This window comes from Brucella cytisi (genome assembly GCF_038433355.1).
GTDB lineage: Bacteria > Pseudomonadota > Alphaproteobacteria > Rhizobiales > Rhizobiaceae > Brucella > Brucella cytisi.
On record NZ_JBCAUP010000002.1, the window covers coordinates 139,150 to 162,171 of the forward strand.

A 23,022-nucleotide genomic window follows, 5' to 3' on the forward strand; every position below is an offset into this window, starting at 1 on the left:
GCCTAGCAATCGTCGGAACTCGCGTCTATTGACAGGACTTAATGACCGGCGCGCGCGTACGCACCGCAATAGCAAGAGTTGATCGGGTTTCTCCATGGCAGGCGTTGAACAGAAGATTGTGGATACAGGCGAGGCGGGCATGCGGCTCGACCGCTGGTTCAAGGTCCATTATCCGGGGCTGGGTTTCGGTCATCTGCAGAAGCTTCTGCGGTCGGGGCAAGTTCGTATCGACGGCTCAAGGGCCAAGGCAGATACGCGTATTCAGGCTGGGCAGACGGTTCGTATTCCACCTCTTGGCGTCGATGAAAAAGCCACTGGGCCGGTTACCGCGCGCACAATCCGCAGTCAGCAGGACGGCGACGTACTTTCGCAGATGCTTCTTTATGAAGACCCGAAAGTGTACGTCTTCAACAAGCCCGCAGGACTCGCCGTGCAAGGCGGTTCGGGCGTATCGCGTCATGTTGATGGCATGCTTGAGGCGTGGCGCAACAAGAGGGGCGAAAAACCGCGTCTTGTGCATCGTATCGACCGTGACACATCGGGCGTGCTTGTCGTTGCTCGTACGCGGGGCGCAGCGCAGGCGTTGACCGCCGCCTTCCGTGAACGCGACACCAAAAAGACCTATTGGGCTTTGGTCAAAGGCGTTCCACGCAAGCGCGAAGACAAAATTTCCACTTGGCTGGTCAGGGAACAGACACCGGATGGCGACAAGATGCGTGTTTGCCAGCATGGCGAACCGGATTCCGATCATGCTGTCTCATATTATCGCATCATCGAGAAGGCAGGGAATAACCTGACCTGGCTCGAGATGGAGCCTTATACCGGCAGAACCCATCAGTTGCGCGTTCATGCGGCCTATATCGGTCATCCTATCATCGGTGATCCAAAGTATTTTGAAGCTGACCAGAATTGGGAATTTCCGGGCGGTATACAAAAACGTCTGCATCTTCATGCGCGCCGTATTCGTATTCCAAACCCCTCGGGCGGTACTATCGATGTGACGGCGCCACTGCCGCCGCATATGGTTCAGTCGTGGAACCTACTCGGTTTCGATGAGGAAAGTGCGGAAGATTAAAAATGTCAGGCGAAGCGGGGGGATCGTCCGAGGGACGAGTTTCGTTCGATGGACTGGCCATCATGCTGGTCATGTTCATCATGTTCAGCTGGGGGCTCAATCAGGTTGCCATCAAGATCGGCAATCGAGGGTTCAATCCCATGCTGATGGCAGCGGGGCGCGCTGCGCTCGGTGGCCTGTGCGTTTTTCTGTGGTGTTACTGGCGCCGTATTCCGCTTTTCAAGCGTGATGGCACGCTCTGGGCCGGAATTGCCGCCGGGCTGTTGTTCGGAAGCGAATTCGTTCTGATTTTTCTGGCGATGGAGCTGACGAGCGTTGGGCGCGTCACACTCATGATGAACGTCATGCCGTTCTGGGTCGCTATTGGCAGTCATTTCCTTCTCGGCGAACGGATGTCTGTCCGGGCCTTCGTTGGCATGTGTATCGCCTTTCTGGGTGTGTTTCTCGTCTTCTCCGATCATGTCAGCCGACCGGGGCCGCACGCCATCTATGGTGATATGCTTGCGCTCGTGTCAGGTGTGCTGTGGGGACTTACCACGCTGGTTATCAAGCGAACCCGGCTTGCCTATACGGCTCCAGAAAAGACGCTTCTCTACCAGCTGGTGGTCGCGACACTGGTGCCGCTGCCATTCATCGCGTTGAGCGGCCCATTGCTTCGTAGTCCGGATGCCTTGTCCATATCGGCGTTTCTCTTTCAGGCGATATTCGTGGTGGCTTTCACCTATCCGCTCTGGTTCTGGATGGTGCGCCGTTATCCGGCATCGAAACTTTCTAATTTCGCCTTTCTCACGCCCGCTTTCGGCGTGTTATTGAGCGGTCTGATCCTGAATGAGCCTCTGAGCTGGAAAATATTCGCGGCTCTTGCGCTGATTGGTTGCGGACTGATGATTATCAACAAGCCGGCAAAGGTCACCAACGCCCGATGAAACTGGTCCTTTTCGATTGCGACGGTACGCTGGTCGACAGCGGTGACTTCATTCACAGATGCATGGCTACGAGCTTTGCAGATGCCGGTCTGGAACCTCCAGCAATCGAGGAAACGCATTCGATCATCGGCCTGTCGCTGCATCTGGCTATTGCTAAGATTCTGGATCGTGAGCCGGATAAGCAGGTGCATTGGTTGACGCAACGCTACAAGGAAAACTTTGTGATGTTGCGACAGGCGCCCGATTTCACGGAGCCGCTCTACGATGGAATTCTGCCGCTTCTGACGGAGCTCGGGGCGAGGGACGATCTTCTGCTTGGCATAGTGACCGGAAAATCCCAGCGCGGCGTCCGCTCTGTTTTCGAACGTCATGGCATCGGGCATCATTTCGTGGTGACGCGTACTGCTGACGATTGCCCGTCGAAACCACACCCGGCCATGGTGCTTGAATCCTGTGCGGAAATGGGGATAGAACCCAGCCAGACAATTGTTATCGGTGATGCTGTTTATGATATGCAGATGGCACGTGCGGCGGCGGCTATGGCGGTGGGCGTCTCCTGGGGGTATCATAACCGACAGGGACTGATTGAATCTGGCGCCCATCACATTCTGGAAGCGCCATCTGAACTCCATGCATTGCTGCAAGGTATGGACGAACAGGTTCTCTAGTTGTTGAGCCTTCCACCAAGTCAGCGACACTGAACTGGACAAATCTATGCGTGATATTTTGAGTGATCTTGAGGCAGGAAAGCAGCTTTCGGACGAAAACCTAATCGTGCGGGCGCAAAAGCAGATGCTGGCGCAACTGCCTAAACGCTTCTACGAAAAGGCAGAAGTGGCGGAAGTTGAAGGCGGCTTTGCCGTCCATCTGGATGGTCGCCCTGTCAAGACACCGGCTCGCAATCTGCTGCTGTTGCCGACCAAGGCGGCGGCCCAGATCGTAGCGGACGAATTCATCGCTCAGGAAAAGGTTATCGACCCGGGGAAAATGCCTGCGACCCGTCTCGTCAACACGGCGATTGATGGGATTGCGCAGGATCCGCAGGCAGTTTTCGAGGACATTTTGCGTTTCGCAGGCACGGATATGCTTTGCTATCGCGCCGATAGTCCGCAGGAACTCGTTTCCCGGCAGACCGGGCAATGGGATCCGCTGATCGATTGGATGGAAGGCCTTGGCGCACGTTTTTCACTTGCTGAAGGTGTGATGCACATTGAACAGCCTCGGGAAGCCATCGCGGCATTTGGTGTTCATCTGGCTGGTTTCAAAGACCCAATCGCGCTGGCATCACTGCATACAATGACGACGCTGACCGGGTCAGCGATTATTGCACTTGCTATCGCAAAGGGTGAAATAACAGCAGAGCAAGGCTGGAATCTGGCTCATATTGATGAGGACTGGACTATCGAGCATTGGGGTTCGGACGCGGAAGCCATAGAGCGGCGAAAAAACCGCGAAATTGAAATGATGATGGCGGCGCGCGTGCTCAAAGCACTTTAAATATCAGACTTATCGCATTGATCTAATAAAGAAACCCCGGCAATGCCGGGGTTTCTTTTGCGCGCGCAATCATCAAGTGTTGCGCGTCGTTCCCCTCGGTAAGAGCAAAAGTAATGGCGCGAACGCATTAACGCCTGCGCAGCTTTCTTAAACCGAGTAGTACATGTCGTACTCGACCGGATGCGGCGTCGTTTCATAACGCATCACTTCGGCCATCTTGAGTTCGATGAAGCTGTCGATCTGATCGTCATCGAACACGCCGCCAGCCTTGAGGAATTCACGATCCTTATCGAGCGACTGCAGTGCTTCACGCAGCGAACCGCAGACGGTCGGAATCTTCTTCAGTTCTTTGGCAGGCAGATCGTAAAGATCCTTATCCATGGCCTGACCCGGATGAATCTTGTTCTTGATGCCGTCAAGACCAGCCATCAGCAGGGCAGCAAAGCACAGATACGGGTTTGCCGCCGGATCAGGGAAACGAACCTCCAGACGCTTGGACTTTGGCGAATTGCCGAATGGAATACGGCAGGAAGCCGAACGGTTGCGAGCCGAGTAGGCAAGCAGAACCGGGGCTTCGTAACCCGGAACCAGACGCTTGTAGGAGTTGGTCGACGGGTTGGTGAAGGCATTCACCGCCTTGGCGTGCTTGATGACGCCACCGATGAAGTAAAGGCAGTTTTCCGACAGGCCGGCATATTCGTTACCGGCGAAGGTTGGCTTACCTTCTTTCCAGATCGAGAAATGGACGTGCATGCCCGAACCGTTGTCACCGAAGATCGGCTTCGGCATGAAGGTTGCGGTCTTGCCATAGGCGTTGGCAACCTGATGCACGACATACTTGTAGATCTGCATCTTGTCGGCGTTGCGGACCAGCGTGTCGAATTTCACGCCGAGTTCGTGCTGTGCGGAAGCAACCTCATGGTGATGCTTTTCAACCGTGACACCCATTTCGGTGAGGACGGTCAGCATTTCCGAGCGCATGTCCTGCGCGCTGTCGATCGGCGGTACCGGGAAATAGCCGCCCTTGACGCGCGGACGGTGGCCGAGATTGCCCGTTTCATATTCAGTATCGTCGTTTGACGGCAGTTCGGTCGAGTCGAGCTTGAAACCGGTATTGTACGGGTCAGCCTTGTACTTCACGTCGTCGAAGACGAAGAATTCAGCTTCCGGACCGACATAGACCGTGTCGCCGATGCCGAGCGACTTCATGTAGGCTTCTGCCTTCTTTGCGGTCGTGCGCGGATCGCGGCCATAGGCTTCACCCGAGATCGGGTCAAGAATGTCACAAAGGATGACCAGTGTGGATTGAGCGAAGAACGGGTCGATATGGGCCGTCGTCGGATCCGGCATCAGAACCATGTCGGATTCATTGATGGCTTTCCAACCGGCGATGGAAGAGCCGTCGAACATCACGCCGTCGACAAACATTTCTTCGTCCACGAGGCCGATATCCATCGTAACATGCTGCAGTTTGCCCTTCGGGTCGGTGAAGCGAAGGTCGACGAACTTGATGTCGTTGTCTTTGATTTGTTTGAGAATATCGTTGGCAGTCGTCATTTTAATTCCCTGTTTGCACGACGATGGATTGTACGCAGGTATTATCAGATTGCATCCACGCCGGATTCACCGGTGCGGATACGGATAACTTCTTCGATGTTGGAGACGAAAATCTTGCCGTCGCCGATGCGTCCCGTCTGGGCAGCCTTGCGGATGGCTTCGATGGCGCTGTCCACGGTTTCGTCTGCGACGATGACTTCAACTTTCACCTTTGGAAGAAAGTCGACGACATATTCGGCGCCGCGGTAAAGCTCGGTATGACCTTTCTGTCGTCCAAAGCCCTTGGCTTCGATGACAGTGATCCCCTGTAAGCCGACTTCCTGAAGGGCTTCCTTCACTTCATCCAGCTTGAAGGGCTTAATGATGGCTTCGATCTTTTTCATCAGAGAATGGTCTCCGCTCTTCTACGGAAATGGACATTGTGCCCGTTTCACCAATAGAGAAGCATGAAGTGTGCCAGTTTGAAGTCCGTATAAAAAATTTCTTCGATTTCGTTCATCCGCAGGCAGAGTGGCACTATTCATGACGCTTGTGCAAGCGGGACTCTGATGACGGGTATGAAATAGGCACTATCATTCCGGTTTATCTGTCTAAAAATTAGTCATTGTGCATCAAAAGCGGGCAAGCTTGCATAAAGTCCGGTGCCGCGTATTTAATCACAATGAGACCCCGTATTGAGAAGGTACGCGATGTACGAGTTGCTGACCCCGCAGGAAATGGCAGAAGCGGATCGCCAGACGATCGAGACTGGTATCAAGGATGGTTTCTCACTGATGCTTGCTGCAGGCCGGGCCGTCGCAGAGGTCGCACAGCGGATGTTTCCTCGCAATGCTCCAGTTGCTGTTCTGTGCGGGCCTGGCAACAATGGTGGCGACGGCTACATTGCGGCGCAGTTTCTCCTGGAAGCGGGTTTGGAAGTTGTGTGCTTCGCATCCGCTCCCCCGCGGAAAGGCTCCGATGCCATGCGTGCGTCGTTGTTCTACAAGGGGCCTGTCTCGAACTTCGGTGAATTTTCGGTTGTGAGTTTCGGCGGCGTAATCGATGCATTATTCGGCGCTGGCCTCGCTCGCGATGTTCACGGAGCCGAAGCCATCGCGATTGATGCTGTGAACACTTCTGATGTGCCGGTTGTGGCGGTTGATTTACCTAGCGGCATATCCGGTGAAAGCGGTCATATCCTCGGAACGGCGATCCGTGCACGAGCAACAGTTACGTTCTTTCGCAAGAAACCCGGCCATTTGCTACAACCGGGAAGGGCGCATTGCGGTGTACTTCATGCGGCCGATATCGGCATTCCCGATCACATACTCGCGGCGATCGTACCGCATGCATTCGAGAATGCTCCAGACCTTTGGGCACGCGCCCTGCCAGTATCTGGCGTTGAGGCCCATAAGTATAGTCGCGGCCATGCAGCTGTGTTTTCCGGTGGCGCTCATTCGACAGGTGCCGCACGCTTATCAGCCCTCGCTGCGGCCCGTAGTGGAGCGGGTGCGGTAACACTTCTGTCTCCACCCGATGCTATGGCGGTCAATGCCACGCATTTGACCAGTATCATGGTCCGTGAGACCCGTGGTTTGAGGGATGTTCGACAGTTTTTTGCCGAACGCAAGGTCGCAGCAGCGGTACTCGGTCCGGGCTATGGAAATCCCGCGTTCGCGCGTGAGCACGCCCTGTTTCTCGCAAGCGGCGAGGCTGAGGGGTTTCATGGTTTGGTTCTTGATGCCGACGGGATTACGGCCTTTGAGCAGAATCCAGCTGAGCTTTTCGATAAGCGACAGGGCATAAAGACTGCTGTTGTGCTTACACCACATGAGGGAGAGTTCCGGCGGCTTTTTCCAGATATAGCAAAGAGTTCGACATCAAAGATCGAAAAGGCTCGCGAGGCTGCAAGGCGTGCTAACGCAGTCCTTATATATAAAGGTCCCGATACCGTGATCGCAGAACCGGGTGGTCTGGCAGTGGTCAATGCCAATGGAACCCCGCTGCTCGCCACTGCAGGATCAGGCGATGTCTTGACGGGAATTGTGTGCGGCCTGCTTGCTCAAAGGATGCCCGCATTTGCAGCGGCCTGTGCTTCCGTGTGGATGCATGCGGACGCCGCGCGACACTTTGGCCATGGACTTATTGCGGAAGATTTGCCTGCTCAGATACCTGCTGTCCTGTCGGCATTGGTGCGATCCTCTCGCAATTAACGACCGGACGTCCGGCTGTTCTTGGTGCCGACATCAATCGTGATGCTTCCAGAGACCGAAACGTCAGTATTGCCGACACGAAAATTTTTCCAGTTACCGCTTGGTGCCTGTTCCGGTTCGGGAGCAGGTGGCGGGGCGGTCACAATGGGTTTTTGAGCCTGAACGCCGGGCAGTCCCGGCGATCTGTCGTTCGCAGACGCTGTTGATACTGTGGCTAAGAAAACAAAGCCAAATATAAGAAAACGCTGCGTAATCATTTACCATTCTCCTTTTATACGGGATCGGTGACCGCATCGATGAGCTGTTCGGCCATTTCGAGGGTGAACTCGTCAAAATGCGAAATCACACGGCTTGGATCGTAATGCTGCACGGGAAGATCGGTATATCCAAAGTCGACGGCAACAACGGGGATGCCAGCAGCTTTTGCGGTGTCGATGTCGGTTCGGCTATCCCCGACCATGATTGCCCGTTCACGATTGCCACCAGCCAGTACGATGGTCTCGGTGAGATGGCGCGGATCAGGCTTGCGATAAGCAAATGTATCGGCACCGCAGATTGCAGCAAATCGTTCGGCTTCACCCAGGGAAGTCAGGAGTTTTACCGACAAGGCCTCGAATTTGTTCGTGCAAACTGCCAACTCGTAGCCACTTGCCGAGAAGCGGTCCATTGCTTCCAGAACGCCTGGGAAAAAGGTTGAATGTCCCGGCATGTGATCCGCATAATGTTCGCGGAACTCTTCCACGAGGTTGTCGAGCTGTGCTTCGTTAGCCTGTTTCTTCTGCGCAGCGAAAGCACGCTCGATCATGACACGTCCGCCTTGCCCAACGAATCTGCGTAACGATTCACGATCTGCTGTTTTCAGTCCCGATATTGCGAGGCAGTGATTGAGACTGTCGAGAAGATCTGGCGCTGTGTCGACAAGTGTTCCGTCGAGATCGAAAACGATGATGGGCTTAGGGTTGGCAGCAGACATTAGCTTCTCGTGTGTGAAATGGGGAATAAGCAAGTCCTATCTGATTGTCGACTTCGGCTCAACCTCACGATCGGGATGCGCTCTAAAAACCGAAATTCTGCGTCATAGTTCGAATAGGCGCTTTGTTGTGCCGCGTCCGCATGCTAGAGGCGAACCGGACGACAATGAGAATCCGCAGGGGAATATCGGGAATTCAAGTATGGACGAAGCTCGCAAGCTGAAAATCGCAGCCGCCGCAGAAGCACTCACGCACGTCAAGGACGGAATGCGTCTGGGGATTGGTACTGGTTCGACGGCCGAGGAATTCGTGCGCCTGCTTGCCAACAAGGTAAGCAACGGCTTCAAGATCATTGGAGTGCCTACTTCCGAACGCACTGCAAAACTTTGCGAGGAACTCGGGGTTCCGCTTACGACGCTCGATGAAACGCCTCATCTCGATCTTACCGTGGATGGTGCCGATGAAGTCGATACCAACCTTTCGCTCATCAAGGGCGGCGGTGGAGCGCTTCTTCGTGAAAAGATCGTAGCTGCGGCATCTGACGCAATGATCGTCATTGCCGACAGTTCGAAGGTCGTCGAAACACTTGGGCGTTTTCCGCTACCTGTGGAAGTCAATCGCTTCGGTCTTGGTGCTACCATGCGCGCGATTGAAGAAGTAGCTGCGAAGTGTGGTCTTGCAGGCCCGCTGGCACTGCGTTTAAAAGATGGCTCACCCTTCGTAACAGATGGTGGGCATTATATCGTGGATGCATCTTTTGGCCGCATTCCCGATCCAAAGACACTATCTGACGCTCTCTTCGCAATTCCAGGCGTTGTCGAGCACGGACTTTTCATCGGACTGGCGCGTGCGGCAGTGGTTGCCGGCAACGACGGCATCCGCACCATGAACCGGTCTTGAACTGATTGAACGGAGTACTGACCTTATGATCCCGGCAACTGGCTTTCGCCGTCTGATTGCACCGTTTTCCGCGCTCGTACTGATGTCGGGCATTCATGCAGCTTCGGCACAAGAAATCACTGAAGCTCATCTGGAAGCTGCCCGTGCTGCTATTTCTGCGATTAGTGCTACTGAGCAGTTCGACGAAATTCTGCCGAACGCAGCGCGCTCCCTCAAGGGTGAACTGATCCAGAAGGATCCGAATCTGGAAGCCCTGATCACGAAGACTGTCGATGACAAGGCTCTCGCTCTTGCTTCCCGCCGTGCTGATCTCGAAACCGAATCCGCTCGCGCCTATGCAAAAGCGTTTTCCGAAGACGAACTCAAAGCCATCGCAGCATTCTATACGTCGCCTGCAGGCAAGAAGCTTCTGTCCGAAGGCCCGATTGTGACGCGTGAAGTCGTGAAAGCAGCAAATATCTGGCAGAATGGCATCGCGCGTGATCTGGCGACCGGCGTAGCTGAGGTTCTGGCGGCACAGGCTGGCGCTGCTGCAGCTCCGGCACAGCCTGCGCAACAGTAATTTTTGCGGTAACGCGGAATTTGAAAGCCCGGTCCCTTGGCCGGGCTTTTTCTTTTGCTTACATAACAGCCAACCTGATGTTTATTGGAGAATCCCATGACCGGCTTCGACTATGATCTTTTTGTTATCGGCGGCGGTTCTGGCGGTGTTCGGGCAGCGCGTCTCGCTGGAGCCATGGGCAAAAAGGTTGGTCTTGCAGAAGAATATCGCATGGGCGGAACCTGCGTTATTCGTGGTTGCGTGCCGAAGAAGCTGTTCGTCTATGCTTCGCAGTTTCCTGAGCATTTCGAGGATGCAGCCGGCTATGGTTGGGATGTCGGCACATCGACGTTTGACTGGAAAAAGCTGATCGATGCCAAGGACAAGGAAATTGCGCGGCTTGAAGGGCTCTACACCAAGGGCCTCCAGAATTCCGATGTCGAAATTTTTGCCAGCCGCGCCGAATTGATCGATGAACATACTGTCGTGCTGAAGGCAGACGGTCGTCGCGTTACCGCAGACCAGATATTGATTGCGACCGGCGGTCATCCGAGCATGCCCGAATCCATGCCCGGACATGAATATTGCATCAGCTCCAACGAAGCGTTTCATCTCGCTGAGCTGCCGAAAGCGATTGCCATTGCGGGTGGCGGATATATCGCTGTTGAGTTCGCGAACATATTCCACGGCCTTGGCGTCGAAACGACACTCGTGTATCGAGGCAAGGAAATCCTCTCCCGTTTCGACCCGGACTTGCGCCATCTTTTGCATGAAACCATGGAAGCAAAAGGTATCCGTATCATTTGCGAAGCGGTTTTCGAGAAAATCGAGAAGCAGTCCGACGGTAATCTGAAAATCGCGTTGAACAATGGCGATACATTGGAAGTCGGTCAGGCAATGATGGCGATCGGGCGCAAGGCCAATACGACGGGTCTTGGGCTGGAGAGAGCTGGCGTCAAGGTGGATGAGCTTGGCGCAATTCCGGTCGATGATTATTCGCGTACCAATGTCGCTAATATCTGGGCCGTCGGTGATGTTACGAACCGTGTCCAGCTGACGCCGGTGGCAATTCATGAAGCCATGTGCTTTCTCGAAACGGCGTTCAAGGACAATCCGACGAAGCCCGACCATGAATTGATTGCGACCGCAGTGTTCTCTCAGCCGGAAATTGGTACGGTCGGCTTGCCGGAAGATGAGGCTGCAAAGAAGTATCCGGAACTTGAGGTTTACCGAGCGCTGTTTCGCCCGATGAAGAACACGCTTTCCGGCCGCAATGAAAAAATGCTGATGAAGCTCATCGTTGATGCCGCGAGCCACAGGGTGGTCGGGGCTCATATCATGGGGCCAGATGCCGGTGAAATGGCTCAGCTTCTGGGTATTTCCCTCAAGGCTGGTGCGACCAAGGATGACTTCGATCGCACGATGGCGGTTCATCCGACAGCGGCCGAAGAACTGGTCACTATGTATAAGCCGACCTATCGCGTCGTGAATGGTGAGAAAGTTGACGACTAACTCTTTCGCGACCGGTTTCTCCGGTTAACGATTATTGCTGGCATAAAGTCTCGGCCTGCATTATATCAGCGCGACCACGCACGCCGGCTTTCCGGGGCAGACTGTCATCTTTGTCAGATGCGGGCTGTCCGTTAAGGAATTCCGGCATTCGTGTAAGGAGGATATAATCCGAGAGAAATCGAGCGGATAGAAGCAAACAGGTGCTCAAATGACGAAGAACTGGACCCCGCATTCCTGGAGAAACAAACCGATCAAGCAAGTGCCGTTTTATCCGGACGCACAGGCTCTGAACGACGTTGAGGCCCGTCTTCGCACCTATCCGCCGCTGGTTTTTGCAGGTGAAGCGCGTAAGCTCAAGCAGCAATTGGCTGAAGTGGCGGAAGGCAAGGCATTTCTGCTCCAGGGCGGCGATTGCGCTGAAAGTTTTGCTGAACATGGCGCGGATAACATTCGCGACTTTTTCCGCGTCTTTCTTCAGATGGCCGTTGTCCTCACATTCGGTGCTTCGAAGCCCGTCGTGAAGGTCGGTCGTATCGCCGGTCAGTTTGCCAAACCACGTTCATCGGACATGGAAACGCTGAATGGTGTGGAACTGCCGTCCTACCGTGGTGACATCATCAACGGTATCGAGTTCGACGCGGCATCGCGCATTCCCGATCCGCAGCGTCAGGACATGGCATATCGCCAGTCGGCGGCTACGCTTAACCTGCTGCGGGCATTCGCCCAGGGCGGTTATGCCAATCTGGAGAACGTTCACCAGTGGATGCTCGGCTTTGTCGGCAAGAGCCCGCAGGCAGAACGCTATGCAGCTTTGGCGCAGCGTATTTCCGAGACCATGAATTTCATGCGTGCAATCGGGATCACGGCTGACAGCAATCATTCGCTGCGTGAAACCGATTTCTACACCAGCCATGAAGCGCTGCTACTTGGCTATGAAGAAGCGCTGACTCGTGTGGACTCGACTTCCGGTGATTGGTACGGCACGTCCGGCCACATGATCTGGATTGGCGATCGTACACGTCAGGCTGACCATGCACATATTGAATACTGCCGCGGCATCAAGAATCCGCTAGGCCTCAAGTGTGGGCCGTCGCTGCAGCCGGATGATCTCATCCGCCTGATCGATCTTCTGAATCCGGAAAACGAAGCAGGGCGTCTGACGTTGATTGCGCGCTTTGGCTACGACAAGGTTGGTGATCATCTGCCGCAGCTTATCCGTGCTGTCGAGAGGGAAGGTCGCAAGGTCGTATGGTCATGCGATCCGATGCATGGCAACACGATCACTGCCGGTGGCTACAAGACGCGTCCGTTCGACCGTATCCTCAAGGAAGTGGAGTCCTTCTTTGCGATCCATCGTGCTGAAGGATCGCATCCAGGTGGTATCCATGTCGAAATGACCGGCAAGAATGTGACGGAATGCACGGGCGGCGCGCGTGCGATCTCGGCAGAAGATCTGCACGATCGTTATCACACGCACTGCGATCCACGTCTCAACGCCGATCAGGCGCTGGAACTCGCGTTTTTGCTGGCCGAACTCCTCAAGAAGGAGCGCGATGCCGGTGCGGACAAGCAGGTTGCGAGTGCCTGACCCGTTTCCAACATTCTAGAGCTTGCAGGGCGGAGGTTTCGATCTCCGCCCTGTTGCATTTCGGGGAAACTCGCCTATTGATTGCCTTGGAGCGGCATGTGTCCGAGCGGATGCATGAAGGACGCTTTATGCTTTCAGAAAATCGGCTCTGATTTTCGGGCCAAGCTGTAACCAATTTGATCGAGGGTAATAATGCAGCGCATTTTCCTGGCCTTTCTTAATTCCATGCGAGCACTGAAGTACCTCGCAGGACATGAAAAGGCTGTCCAACAGGAGCTTGTGCTGTTTCTTCTGTCTCTGCCGGTGGCTTTTTTCCTTGCACCGACATGGCTCGCTTTCCTCTTCATGACCGGCTCGATCTTGTTTCTCATCCTCGTGGAAGTGTTGAACACTGGTATCGAGGCAACGTGTGATGCCGTCTCGCGGGATTTTCACAAGGAAATTCAGATTGCGAAGGACTGCGGTTCTCTTGCTGTTCTGATTTCCATTGTGTTCGTCGTCGCGATCTGGGGTTATATCCTCGCCAATACATATTTGGCCTGACAAACAGAGTAGTCTGTTGATTGCATCCGTTGCATTTGCTTGCCCAAGCGCGCTAAAGCTGGGGCATGTTAGCCTCTCATGAGAATCTTGCCATGCTCCGTATTGCCGTTGCGCAGCTTAATCCCATCATGGGCGATATCGCCGGAAATCTGACCAAGGCACGCGCGGCACGCGCTGAGGCGGCCAGGATGAAGGCCGATCTCATTTTGTTTACAGAATTGTTCATCTCCGGCTATCCACCGGAAGATCTGGTTCTGAAGCCATCCTTTCTTGCTGCGTGTGAAAAGGCTGTTCGTGCGCTGGCGAGTGATACTGCCGACGGCGGACCAGGCGTCATTATCGGCACGCCGCTTAGCCGAGAAAGCGGTCTGCACAATTCTATCGCAGTTCTGGATGGCGGCGAGATCATTGCCGAACGGTTCAAGGTCGATCTGCCCAACTATGGCGAGTTTGACGAGAAGCGCGTATTTCAGGCAGGCCCAATGCCGGGGCCAGTCAATTTCCGTGGTGTTCGCATCGGGATTCCAATCTGTGAAGATATTTGGGGCGAACTCGGTGTGGCGGAAACGCTGGCTGAGAGCGGCGCAGAGATTTTGCTCGTGCCGAACGGTTCGCCTTATCACCGTGCGAAGATGGACCGGCGCCATCAGATTGTCCTGAAGCAGGTGATCGAAACCGAGTTACCGATGGTCTATGCCAATCAGGTTGGCGGACAGGATGAACTGGTTTTCGATGGTGGATCGTTTGCATTCAACACTGACCGGTCGCTCTGTCTGCAATTGCCTCAGTTTGAGGAGCAGATCACGCTGACCGTTTGGCGCAGAGAGGATGACGGCTGGCACTGTGACGAAGGCGAAAAGGCTATTCTTCCTGAAGGGCTTGAAGCTGATTATTCCGCCTGCATGCTGGGCTTGCGGGATTATGTGAACAAAAACGGTTTCAAGGATGTGGTGCTCGGGCTTTCGGGCGGTATCGATTCGGCAATCTGCGCGGCTCTCGGCGTCGATGCATTGGGTAAGGATCGGGTGCGCTGCATCATGCTGCCTTACCGCTATACATCCGATGAATCTCTGAAAGACGCGGCCGATTGTGCAAAAGCGCTCGGTGTTCGGTACGATATTGTTCCGATCTCTGCGCCAGTTGAAGGCTTTCTTGAAACGCTACATCCGTTGTTCGAAGGCACCGAGAGCGGCGTTACCGAAGAAAACCTGCAAAGCCGCGCACGCGGCACCATTCTGATGGCTGTTTCAAACAAGTTCGGTTCGATGGTTGTTACCACCGGCAACAAGTCTGAAATGTCGGTGGGCTATGCGACGCTTTATGGTGACATGAATGGCGGGTTCAATCCGATCAAAGACGTCTACAAGATGCAGGTCTATGCGATGTCGGAATGGCGCAACAGTCATGTTCCGAACGGTGCGCTTGGCCCATCGAGTGAAGTGATCCCGCACAACATCATCTCCAAGGCGCCGTCTGCTGAACTGCGTGAAAACCAGACGGATCAGGATAGTCTGCCACCTTATCCGGTTCTGGACGATATTCTTGAATGCCTTGTCGAAAACGAAATGAGCAACACCGAGATTGCTGAGCGCGGGCATCCACTCGAAACCGTTCAACGGATCGAACATTTGCTCTATCTGGCTGAATACAAGCGCCGACAATCGGCGCCCGGTGTTAAAATTACCAAGAAGAATTTTGGACGCGATCGCCGCTACCCTATAACGAACCGCTTCCGCGACCGCTGAAAGACAATAAGATGACCGTAACCGTTCGTTTTGCTCCGTCGCCGACGGGCTATATCCATATTGGTAATACGCGCACAGCGCTTTCAAACTGGCTTTTCGCACAGAAGAATGGCGGCAAGTTCATTCTGCGCTATGACGACACTGATGTTGAGCGCTCCCGGGAAGAATACGCGCAGGCAATCGCAGTCGACCTTGACTGGCTCGGTGTTAAACCCGATCGCGTCGAATATCAGTCGAAGCGTTTTGATGTTTATGGCAAGGCGGTAGAGAAGCTCAAACAGGCTGGCTTGCTTTATGCTTGCTATGAAACGGCTGATGAATTGGAGCGTCGCCGCAAACTGCGCCTCGCACGTCGTCTGCCACCGGTATATGGCCGCGAAGGTTTAAAAATCACTGACGATGAGAAAGCTGCTTTTGAAGCTGAAGGACGCAAGCCGCACTGGCGTTTCCTGCTGCCGAATTTCGAAGCTGATCCGTTTGATACGCAGCGCACGGAGGTTCATTGGGATGACCTTGTTCGGGGCCCGCAGACCGTCGATCTGGCCTCTATGTCCGATCCTGTGCTGGTGCGTGAAGACGGCACTTATCTTTATACCTTACCGTCGGTGGTGGATGATATTGATCTCGGTGTCACGCACATCATTCGCGGTGACGACCACGTAACCAACACCGGTGTGCAGATTGCTATTTTCGAGGCACTGGGGGCCAAGGCTCCGGTTTTTGGGCACCACAATCTACTGACGACAATTTCGGGCGAGGGGCTTTCAAAGCGAACCGGCGCATTGTCTGTCGGATCGTTGCGCGACGCCGGGTTCGAGCCGATGGCAGTGGCCTCGTTGGCGATTTTGATCGGCACCTCGGAAAGTGTTTCGGCGGCACCCAATATGGAAAGTCTCGCCGAACGTTTCGATCTGGCATCCATATCGAAGTCATCGGCAAAGTTTGATCCTGCGGAACTGGACACGCTCAATCGTGCTCTGCTGCACGAGATGCCGTTTTCAAAAGCTCAGCCACGTCTGGCTGCCATAGGCATTTCCGGCGAGAAGGCTGAGCCTTTCTGGCAGGCAGTGCGAGGAAATCTCGACCGCTTCAAGGATGCGGTGCATTGGTGGTCTATCGTTAACGGTGATCTGCCAGAAATGCCAGACCTGTCAGAAGAGGATAGTGTTTTCCTGGAAGAGGCTTTTGCCCTTTTGCCACCAGCTCCCTGGGATCATCAGACATGGAAAGTCTGGACCGAAGCAGTGAAGGCTGCAACTGGGCGCAAGGGCAAGAACCTTTTCATGCCCTTGCGACTGGCGCTTACGGGGCAGGCGCATGGGCCGGAGTTGGCTGACTTGCTGGTGTTGATTGGTCCGGAAAGAACCCTGACCCGACGACCCTGACTTTTGCGTTTGCCGTATAGGGGCGTTCCACAGGCGGTGTCGTTGCGACAGGTGCAACATAGGCTGGTGTGATATTCGAGGTCTGCACAGTTGCAGATGACGTGTAATCCACTTTCTCTGTTTCGACAGGGGCAGGAGTTTCATAGGCAGGCAATGCAATTGAGTTGGCCATCTCGACGCTCGGCTTGGCGATGCCCCTGGACTTCTGCTGTGGTACGTGGACAGTTTTCGACAGAGGTTTCTTAGGGGATGCCACCCAGGAGGCGTTGCACGATTTGACATGTTTGGACGCAGACGGACGTCCGGCAAGCGCCATATTCAGCTCATTGACACGTTCGCGCAAAGTCTGTGTTTCGGTTACCAGATGATCTGTTCTGGTCAGCAATTTCGTGCATCGTGCGGATTTGACAGCAGGTGTAAACAGGCTCCCGACGCAACGATTCTGGGTCGCGGTCTTTCTCATCTGAGAAAGCTCCGCCTCCTTGCGATCAAGGGGGGACTGGGTGACGCGAAGTTGCTTCTTAAGCTGTATCTGCTCGGCAGGCGTGCATAGTTCTGGAGGGCGTATTGTTGTACAGCCAGCCAATATTCCCGAGAATATCAAAACTACTGAGTAAGTCAGCGACCTATTAGAATTAATTGAAATAAAAGACATGATAACCTCGATAACGATGCTGGCGATATCATGTTTAAAAAATATAGTAAATTAAATACTAACGGCGAGTATATTTAAATATACTCGCCGTTATTTGAATTTATTTTATAATTATCTAACTTAGTTGTTGTTAAATTACTTCTTCTTGCGAAGAGTCTCTCCTGATTTTTGCAAGGCTTCAACAACTGCCAGTGCTGTCATATTGACGACGCCACGCGAGGTGACGGATGGCGTCAGAATATGTGCCGGACGTGCCGCGCCGAGCAGGATTGGACCCACGTGCAGCGCATCTGTAACCATTTTGACTACGTTCAGCGTGATGTTTGCAGCGTCAAGGTTGGGGAAAACAAGAAGATTGGCTTCGCCCTTCAGGCGCGAATTCGGGAACACACGATCGCGCAGAGCCTGCGAGAGAGCGGAGTCGCCGTGCATTTCGCCATCGGATTCCAGCTCAGGTGCCTTCTCGGCAAGAATTGCCGCTGCTTCACGCATCTTTTCGGCGCTGGCTGATTCTTTCGATCCGAAATTCGAATGCGATACGAGGGCAGCCTTTGGCTCAATACCGAAGCGGCTGATTTCCTTTGCGGCAAGAATTGCCATTTCGGCGATCTCGTTCGCGCCCGGTTCGACGTTGACATAAGTGTCTGTGAGGAAGAGGGCGCCACGCTGCGAGATGAGCAGGCTCAAGGCGGAATAGTCTCGGATACCGGGAACCTTGCCGATAATCTGCCGTACGACACGGAGGTGGCGTTCGAAGCGACCTTCAAGACCGCAGATCATGGCGTCTGCTTCGTCGCGCATAACCGCGAGAGCGGCAATTGCGGTCGAGTTCGTGCGCACGATGGTGCGTGCAGCTTCCGGTGTGACGCCCTGCCTGCCGGTGTAGGACAGATAAAGGTCTACATAGTCGCGATAGCGCGGATCGTCTTCCGGATTGATAAGTTCGAAATCCGTTCCCGGACGAATCTTGAGGCCATAGCGGCGCAAACGTGTTTCGATAACCTGCGGGCGTCCGACGAGAATCGGAGCCGCGATACGCTCTTCAATGACTACCTGAGCAGCGCGGAGCACGCGTTCATCTTCACCATCGGCATAAATAACGCGCTTTGGTTTTTCCTGCGCGCGGGCGGCAGCAAAGACTGGCTTCATGATGAGGCCGGAGCGGAAGACGAAGCGGTTCAGACGATCGAGATAGGCTTCCATGTCTTCGATCGGGCGTGTCGCCACGCCTGTGTCCATGGCCGCTTTGGCCACTGCCGGGGCGATACGCAGAATTAGGCGCTGATCGAATGGCGATGGAATGATGTAGTCTGGTCCGAAAGTGGGTGTGTCGCCGGAATAAGCGCGTGCTGCGACATCCGAAGGCTCTTCGCGGGCAAGAGCGGCAATTGCGCGAACAGCCGCCAGCTTCATTTCTTCGTTAATTGCAGTCGCACCGACATCCAGTGCGCCGCGGAAGATATAGGGGAAGCAGAGAACGTTGTTGACCTGGTTCGGATAATCCGAACGTCCGGTGCAGATCATGGCGTCGGCGCGGGCCGCACGAGCCTCTTCCGGCATGATTTCCGGCTTCGGATTGGCAAGGGCCATGATGAGTGGCTTTTCGGCCATCTGATTCAGAAGTTCAGGCTTCAGCACGCCAGCAGCCGAAAGGCCGAGGAAGACGTCAGCACCACCGATGACATCGGCCAGAACGCGCGCGTCAGTCTTCTGGGCGTAAACTTCCTTCCAACGATCCATCAGCGTGTTACGGCCTTCGTAGACAACGCCTTCGAGATCACAGACCCAGATGTTTTCGCGTTTCGCGCCGAGATTGACGAGAAGATTGAGGCAGGCAAGGGCCGCAGCGCCAGCGCCCGATGTAACGATCTTGGCGTCCCCGATTTTCTTGCCGGCAAGTTCCAAACCGTTCAACACCGCCGAAGCAACGATGATCGCTGTGCCGTGCTGGTCGTCGTGGAAAACCGGAATGTTCATTTTCGCGCGAAGCTGTTCTTCAACTTCGAAGCACTCCGGTGCCTTGATGTCTTCAAGGTTGATGCCGCCGAAAGTCGGCTCCAAAGCGGCAACAACATCAACGATGCGACCGATTTCGTGCGCGTCGATTTCAATGTCGAATACGTCGATGTCGGCGAATTTTTTGAAAAGGACGGCTTTACCTTCCATGACCGGTTTGGAAGCAAGCGCACCAATGTTACCGAGGCCGAGAACCGCAGTGCCGTTTGATACGACGGCAACGAGATTGCCGCGAGCGGTGTATTCGGCGGCAGTTGCCGGGTCTTCGTGGATTGCGAGGCAGGGAGCGGCTACGCCGGGAGAATAAGCTAACGCCAGATCTCGTTGGTTGCCAAGTGGCTTTGTCGCCTGAATTTCCAGCTTTCCGGGCTTCGGATAACGGTGGAAGAATAGAGCTGCTTCATCGAAATCCGAACGGGAAGTGGAAGGTGTTTTCTTGGTCATTGTCGCATCGCTTTCCAAAATCTTTCGTGCAGGGCAAAAGCTCGTTTGCACGTGGAGGGTGCGGTGTTCGCATACAGTTTCCGTACACGACTTCCGCACTCTGGGCCGTCATTGTTCTTAGTCTATCGGCTCAAATCTCAGTAGGCCCGTTTTCGAGAATGAGTTTTTCCAATTTTGCAGATCTATTATTTGATGCTGTTAAAACGCACTCTGATACGCGCCGCCATCGATAACGAGATTTTGCCCGGTAATGAACCCGGAATGTTCCGAACATAGGAAGGCACAGGCCTGACCAAATTCCTTTGGCTGCCCGATTCTTCCGGCGGGAATTGCTGATGCTCGCTTTGCAGCTTCCGCATCCGCTGTCGTGCCGTTCTTCTGGGCTGAGAATGCAAAGCCATTGCGAAGGCGATCCGTGTCAAAGGCCCCGGGGAGGATGTTGTTGATCGTCACATTGGAGGCTGCAACCGTGCGGGCGACGCCAGCCAGAAATGCAGTCAGACCGGCGCGGGCGCCGGATGAGAGATCAAGCCCGGGAATGGGGGCGTAAACCGACGTCGATGTGATATTGACGATACGGCCGAAACGGCGCTCGACCATCCCGTCGATAACAGCTTTGATCAATTCTATGGGGGTGACCATATTCTGTGTCACACCCTCCAGGATCGCGTCGCGGTCGAGCAGACGGAAATCCTTGAAGGCTGGACCGCCGTTATTATTCACGAGAATGTCCGGTGCGGGGCAGGCGGCAAGCAGTTTGGCTTGCCCTTCAGCAGTGGACACGTCGGCAACGACAGCATCGACTTTCACGCCAAATGTTTTGCGAATTGCTTCCGCGGTTGTGGCGAGAGTTTCTTCGTTGCGTCCATTGAGAACCAGATCGCAACCGGATTCGGCGAGCGCCTCCGCGCATGCCCGTCCGAGTCCCTTGCTGGAAGCACACACAATTGCTTTTCGACCTTTCAGGCCCAAGTCCACGGCTCGATCCTCACATCTTGTTCCAGTTTTAGAGACATGCCACCAAGCGAGCAGTCCGATCAACCGGATTCTGGTTCACGGGCGCATATGTCCACCTTTTACCAGCAGAATATGCGTTCATTGCGAACAATATTTGGTGAAGCGTTATTCAAGCGGCGGCATGAATTCTGCCCTCGGGCGTATGAGCGATCCGCTATCAGCCTGTTCCAGTGCATGGGCGAGCCATCCCACGATGCGTGCGAGCGCAAACAGAAATAGCGGTGCGTCGAGCGGCAGATCATAGATTTCTGTAACGGCAGCGAGGGCGAAGTCGACGTTTGGCTTTTCTCCGAGAATGTTCGCGGCACTTTGTTTCAGGTCGCTATAGGGGGCAGGCAATTCCAGATGTTCCAATAGTGCGGTGGCGCGAATATCACCTGTTTCGCGGTAAAGCGGGTGGCCGAAAAAGTGAAACTGTGTTCCTTGCCTGAGCTGGCCCTTGATCGCTGCTTCTGCTCCTATTTGCCGGGTTTGCGTAACAATAGCCGCCGCCGCTGTGGCCGCTCGTCCATGTCGCGGGCCAATCAATGTTGATAATCCGGCGAGAACCGCAGCGGAAAGTGGTGTACCTGTAGACGCTGCAACGCGTGTAGCGAATGCCGATGCATTGAGTTCGTGGTCGGCCAGAAGCACAAGAATGCGCCGGATCACATCACTTGCCTGCGGCTTTTGCCAAGCCTGAGCAATGCGTTCATGCATCGGCATATTCGATGCGGAAACGCCAAGAACGGTATTGTGAAACAGTTGCAGCAGACCAAAAGCCTCTTGCTGCAGAATCGATGTTGAACGTCCCGAACTGGGTAGATCATTCGCAGCGCGAACACCAAAGACAGTAAACAGCCGTTCCAGAGGCCCAGTCTCGGTCTGACGAATGTTCAAGGTCGATTCGTTGTCACTGCTGATGATACCGTCGAAATCCATCTGCCACAGCAGTGCAGCCACTTCCTCCAGCGTTGCTGTTTCGGACAGTTCAGCAGCGTCGCAGCCGCGATAGAGCAAGCGGCCATCCAGGATGGTCGAAATGCCCGAGCGCATGATCGGCAGGCCCCAACGAATGGTGTCGGCGGCAACCACGCTATCTCTCTTGCGACCGGGACGCTTGCCAGCCAGACGATGGACATCCTCCGACCGATAGAGGCTGCGTCTCGGATCATCCGGCAATGGCTTGGAACGGATACGCCCGCGACTCACATTTGCGTAAAGAGTCTGCGGCTTTGTCTGGAGAACAGCGAGGGCTTCCTCCGTAGTTAGCCAGTCCATTATTGCCCCCTACATTGATCTATTTCGTCAAGATTGACGTCAACTATACTTGGATTCAATGTCGAAAGGCAAACAAGGAGAATAATTATGAATAGCGGACTTGAAGATGTGATTGCTGCTGAAACCGTGTTGTCAGACGTCGATGGGCTTGCAGGCAGGCTGGTTATTCGCGGTCGGTCGCTGGACGATCTGGTCCCGCATAGCAGCGTCGAAGATGGAATAGAACTTCTGTGGGGCGGCTTTTTCAATGATCTTCCCAAAGGGGAGGAACTTCAGAAAGCGCTCGGTGAAGCGCGCGTACAGGTATATCATCATACGGATGCGCTTGACGATACATTGATGGAAATGTCTCCCATAGAAGCGCTTCGCGCATTGATGGCACGCATCCCTGATGACGATGATCTGACCGCAGCCTTACACCTGATGGCGGCACCGGCGGTCTTTACGACGGCCATTCTGAGGGGCCAGAAGGGGCGCCGTCCGATACATCCTGATCCGACGCTTCCCCATAGCGCTGACATCCTTCGTATGATGAATGCGGGAATGCCGGATGAAGCAGAAGTTGCGGGGCTGAACACTTATCTTATGACGGTTTCAGACCACGGATTGAACGCATCGACTTTTGCTGCGCGTGTCGTGGCATCGACACGAGCCGGATTGACTTCATCGCTGCTTGCCGCAATCAGCGCACTGAAAGGACCGCTGCATGGTGGTGCACCCGGCCCGGTCCTCGATATGCTGGATGCAATCGGTAGACCCGACAACGCGGAGCGTTGGCTTGAATCCGCTGTTGCGGATGGAGACAGACTGATGGGGTTCGGTCACAGGGTCTATCGTGTACGCGATCCACGCGCCGGTGCCTTGAAAGGTGCATTGAAGCACATCGAAGCCCTAGAACAAGGGCGTGGAAAACACCGCGTTGAATTGGCCGAGGCCGTTGAGAAAGCCGCTATCGCAGTTCTAAAGCGCCACAAACCGGACCGCTCCCTCGAAACCAATGTCGAGTTCTATACTGCTTTGTTGTTGGAACAACTGGGGTTCCCACGTGAGGCTTTCACTTGCGTTTTCGCTATGGGGCGGGCCATGGGCTGGATAGCGCATTGTCGTGAACAGGTGGCGGCAAACAAGCTCATTCGTCCGCAGTCGCGATATGTCGGCCCAACTGTGGGACTTGTCGCCTAAAGTGGACACAACAAGA

The 23,022-nt window shown here is 54.5% G+C and carries 20 protein-coding genes; 13 read left to right on the forward strand and 7 right to left on the reverse strand.

Annotated features, from left to right (window positions below; all coding sequences use genetic code 11):
* Positions 1 to 94 precede the first annotated feature (94 nt).
* Genes AAE521_RS02910 through AAE521_RS02925 form a run of 4 tightly spaced genes read left to right on the forward strand, consistent with a single transcriptional unit; the run spans position 95 to position 3,498 of the window.
* Positions 95 to 1,075: an RluA family pseudouridine synthase gene (locus tag AAE521_RS02910; RefSeq protein WP_342060423.1), complete on the forward strand. Its 981-nt coding sequence runs from the start codon at positions 95 to 97 to the stop codon at positions 1,073 to 1,075.
* Positions 1,076 to 1,077: 2 nt separating this feature from the next.
* Positions 1,078 to 2,001, forward strand: coding sequence for a DMT family transporter (locus AAE521_RS02915; protein ID WP_071630166.1), 924 nt, complete (start codon positions 1,078 to 1,080; stop codon positions 1,999 to 2,001).
* A complete protein-coding gene (locus tag AAE521_RS02920) occupies positions 1,998 to 2,669 on the forward strand; it encodes an HAD-IA family hydrolase (RefSeq protein ID WP_071630167.1) in 672 nt (223 codons plus the stop codon). Before AAE521_RS02915 ends, AAE521_RS02920 begins: the two co-directional genes overlap by 4 nt.
* 46 nt (positions 2,670 to 2,715) lie before the next feature.
* On the forward strand, positions 2,716 to 3,498 hold the full coding sequence (locus AAE521_RS02925) for an ATP12 family chaperone protein (protein ID WP_342060424.1): 783 nt from the start codon (positions 2,716 to 2,718) through the stop codon (positions 3,496 to 3,498).
* Between the two features lie 147 nt (positions 3,499 to 3,645).
* On the opposite strand, the gene glnA is transcribed toward AAE521_RS02925, so the two are convergent.
* Together glnA and AAE521_RS02935 are read right to left on the reverse strand one after the other, a co-directional pair.
* Complete coding sequence (gene glnA, locus AAE521_RS02930; RefSeq protein WP_010660034.1) at positions 3,646 to 5,055, reverse strand: type I glutamate--ammonia ligase; 1,410 nt, start codon at positions 5,053 to 5,055, stop codon at positions 3,646 to 3,648.
* Between the two features lie 44 nt (positions 5,056 to 5,099).
* Entirely contained in the window at positions 5,100 to 5,438 is a 339-nt protein-coding gene (locus AAE521_RS02935; protein WP_002964122.1) for a P-II family nitrogen regulator, read from the reverse strand.
* 306 nt (positions 5,439 to 5,744) lie between these two features.
* Between AAE521_RS02935 and AAE521_RS02940 the strand changes: the two genes are divergently transcribed.
* Entirely contained in the window at positions 5,745 to 7,247 is a 1,503-nt protein-coding gene (locus tag AAE521_RS02940; RefSeq protein WP_342060425.1) for an NAD(P)H-hydrate dehydratase, read from the forward strand.
* On the opposite strand, the gene AAE521_RS02945 is transcribed toward AAE521_RS02940, so the two are convergent.
* Together AAE521_RS02945 and AAE521_RS02950 are read right to left on the reverse strand one after the other, a co-directional pair.
* Complete coding sequence (locus tag AAE521_RS02945; RefSeq protein WP_071630170.1) at positions 7,244 to 7,504, reverse strand: hypothetical protein; 261 nt, start codon at positions 7,502 to 7,504, stop codon at positions 7,244 to 7,246. The two genes, AAE521_RS02940 and AAE521_RS02945, sit on opposite strands and share 4 nt — an antisense overlap.
* A gap of 14 nt (positions 7,505 to 7,518) precedes the next feature.
* Positions 7,519 to 8,220: an HAD family hydrolase gene (locus AAE521_RS02950; RefSeq protein ID WP_342060426.1), complete on the reverse strand. Its 702-nt coding sequence runs from the start codon at positions 8,218 to 8,220 to the stop codon at positions 7,519 to 7,521.
* Between the two features lie 199 nt (positions 8,221 to 8,419).
* Here AAE521_RS02950 and rpiA point away from each other — a divergent pair, with 199 nt between their 5' ends.
* The 7 genes from rpiA to gltX all read left to right on the forward strand — a co-directional run bounded on the left by rpiA (position 8,420) and on the right by gltX (position 16,432).
* The gene (gene rpiA / locus AAE521_RS02955) at positions 8,420 to 9,118 is read left to right on the forward strand and encodes a ribose-5-phosphate isomerase RpiA (RefSeq protein WP_071630172.1); all 699 of its coding nucleotides are present in this window, start codon (positions 8,420 to 8,422) and stop codon (positions 9,116 to 9,118) included.
* Between the two features lie 25 nt (positions 9,119 to 9,143).
* Entirely contained in the window at positions 9,144 to 9,680 is a 537-nt protein-coding gene (locus AAE521_RS02960) for a DUF2059 domain-containing protein (protein WP_010660039.1), read from the forward strand.
* Between the two features lie 96 nt (positions 9,681 to 9,776).
* On the forward strand, positions 9,777 to 11,171 hold the full coding sequence (gene gor / locus AAE521_RS02965) for a glutathione-disulfide reductase (protein ID WP_342060427.1): 1,395 nt from the start codon (positions 9,777 to 9,779) through the stop codon (positions 11,169 to 11,171).
* A gap of 208 nt (positions 11,172 to 11,379) precedes the next feature.
* On the forward strand, positions 11,380 to 12,759 hold the full coding sequence (locus tag AAE521_RS02970; RefSeq protein ID WP_071630174.1) for a class II 3-deoxy-7-phosphoheptulonate synthase: 1,380 nt from the start codon (positions 11,380 to 11,382) through the stop codon (positions 12,757 to 12,759).
* A gap of 192 nt (positions 12,760 to 12,951) precedes the next feature.
* Positions 12,952 to 13,302 carry a diacylglycerol kinase gene (locus AAE521_RS02975; RefSeq protein WP_010660042.1) on the forward strand — a complete coding sequence of 117 codons (351 nt, stop codon included), beginning with the start codon at positions 12,952 to 12,954 and terminating at the stop codon, positions 13,300 to 13,302.
* A gap of 65 nt (positions 13,303 to 13,367) precedes the next feature.
* Entirely contained in the window at positions 13,368 to 15,047 is a 1,680-nt protein-coding gene (locus tag AAE521_RS02980) for an NAD+ synthase (protein ID WP_342060428.1), read from the forward strand.
* Positions 15,048 to 15,058: 11 nt separating this feature from the next.
* Positions 15,059 to 16,432, forward strand: a complete 1,374-nt coding sequence (gene gltX, locus AAE521_RS02985; protein ID WP_071630176.1) for a glutamate--tRNA ligase — start codon at positions 15,059 to 15,061, stop codon at positions 16,430 to 16,432.
* Positions 16,433 to 17,222: 790 nt separating this feature from the next.
* Here gltX and AAE521_RS02990 read toward each other — a convergent pair.
* The 3 genes from AAE521_RS02990 to AAE521_RS03000 all read right to left on the reverse strand — a co-directional run bounded on the left by AAE521_RS02990 (position 17,223) and on the right by AAE521_RS03000 (position 21,824).
* Complete coding sequence (locus AAE521_RS02990; protein ID WP_071630178.1) at positions 17,223 to 19,547, reverse strand: NADP-dependent malic enzyme; 2,325 nt, start codon at positions 19,545 to 19,547, stop codon at positions 17,223 to 17,225.
* Positions 19,548 to 19,745: 198 nt separating this feature from the next.
* Positions 19,746 to 20,525 carry an SDR family oxidoreductase gene (locus AAE521_RS02995; RefSeq protein ID WP_071630179.1) on the reverse strand — a complete coding sequence of 260 codons (780 nt, stop codon included), beginning with the start codon at positions 20,523 to 20,525 and terminating at the stop codon, positions 19,746 to 19,748.
* Positions 20,526 to 20,669: 144 nt separating this feature from the next.
* Positions 20,670 to 21,824, reverse strand: a complete 1,155-nt coding sequence (locus AAE521_RS03000) for a citrate synthase (RefSeq protein WP_071630180.1) — start codon at positions 21,822 to 21,824, stop codon at positions 20,670 to 20,672.
* An 87-nt stretch (positions 21,825 to 21,911) separates the two neighbouring features.
* On the opposite strand from AAE521_RS03000, the gene AAE521_RS03005 reads away from it, so the two are divergent.
* On the forward strand, positions 21,912 to 23,006 hold the full coding sequence (locus AAE521_RS03005; protein ID WP_342060429.1) for a citrate synthase/methylcitrate synthase: 1,095 nt from the start codon (positions 21,912 to 21,914) through the stop codon (positions 23,004 to 23,006).
* The last annotated feature ends 16 nt before the right edge of the window (positions 23,007 to 23,022 follow it).

Excerpts from the sequence above, each read along its gene's own strand:
- gltX (WP_071630176.1), top strand. The coding sequence starts at position 15,059 with ATGACCGTAACCGTTCGTTTTGCTCCGTCGCCGACGGGCTATATCCAT.
- AAE521_RS02910 (WP_342060423.1), top strand. The coding sequence starts at position 95 with ATGGCAGGCGTTGAACAGAAGATTGTGGATACAGGCGAGGCGGGCATG.
- glnA (WP_010660034.1), bottom strand. The coding sequence starts at position 5,055 with ATGACGACTGCCAACGATATTCTCAAACAAATCAAAGACAACGACATC.
- AAE521_RS02915 (WP_071630166.1), top strand. The coding sequence starts at position 1,078 with ATGTCAGGCGAAGCGGGGGGATCGTCCGAGGGACGAGTTTCGTTCGAT.
- AAE521_RS02940 (WP_342060425.1), top strand. The coding sequence starts at position 5,745 with ATGTACGAGTTGCTGACCCCGCAGGAAATGGCAGAAGCGGATCGCCAG.
- AAE521_RS02980 (WP_342060428.1), top strand. The coding sequence starts at position 13,368 with ATGTTAGCCTCTCATGAGAATCTTGCCATGCTCCGTATTGCCGTTGCG.
- AAE521_RS02990 (WP_071630178.1), bottom strand. The coding sequence starts at position 19,547 with ATGACCAAGAAAACACCTTCCACTTCCCGTTCGGATTTCGATGAAGCA.
- AAE521_RS02925 (WP_342060424.1), top strand. The coding sequence starts at position 2,716 with ATGCGTGATATTTTGAGTGATCTTGAGGCAGGAAAGCAGCTTTCGGAC.
- AAE521_RS02950 (WP_342060426.1), bottom strand. The coding sequence starts at position 8,220 with ATGTCTGCTGCCAACCCTAAGCCCATCATCGTTTTCGATCTCGACGGA.
- AAE521_RS02920 (WP_071630167.1), top strand. The coding sequence starts at position 1,998 with ATGAAACTGGTCCTTTTCGATTGCGACGGTACGCTGGTCGACAGCGGT.
- AAE521_RS02970 (WP_071630174.1), top strand. The coding sequence starts at position 11,380 with ATGACGAAGAACTGGACCCCGCATTCCTGGAGAAACAAACCGATCAAG.
- AAE521_RS02960 (WP_010660039.1), top strand. The coding sequence starts at position 9,144 with ATGATCCCGGCAACTGGCTTTCGCCGTCTGATTGCACCGTTTTCCGCG.
- AAE521_RS03005 (WP_342060429.1), top strand. The coding sequence starts at position 21,912 with ATGAATAGCGGACTTGAAGATGTGATTGCTGCTGAAACCGTGTTGTCA.
- AAE521_RS02935 (WP_002964122.1), bottom strand. The coding sequence starts at position 5,438 with ATGAAAAAGATCGAAGCCATCATTAAGCCCTTCAAGCTGGATGAAGTG.
- AAE521_RS02975 (WP_010660042.1), top strand. The coding sequence starts at position 12,952 with ATGCAGCGCATTTTCCTGGCCTTTCTTAATTCCATGCGAGCACTGAAG.
- rpiA (WP_071630172.1), top strand. The coding sequence starts at position 8,420 with ATGGACGAAGCTCGCAAGCTGAAAATCGCAGCCGCCGCAGAAGCACTC.
- AAE521_RS03000 (WP_071630180.1), bottom strand. The coding sequence starts at position 21,824 with ATGGACTGGCTAACTACGGAGGAAGCCCTCGCTGTTCTCCAGACAAAG.
- AAE521_RS02945 (WP_071630170.1), bottom strand. The coding sequence starts at position 7,504 with ATGATTACGCAGCGTTTTCTTATATTTGGCTTTGTTTTCTTAGCCACA.
- gor (WP_342060427.1), top strand. The coding sequence starts at position 9,777 with ATGACCGGCTTCGACTATGATCTTTTTGTTATCGGCGGCGGTTCTGGC.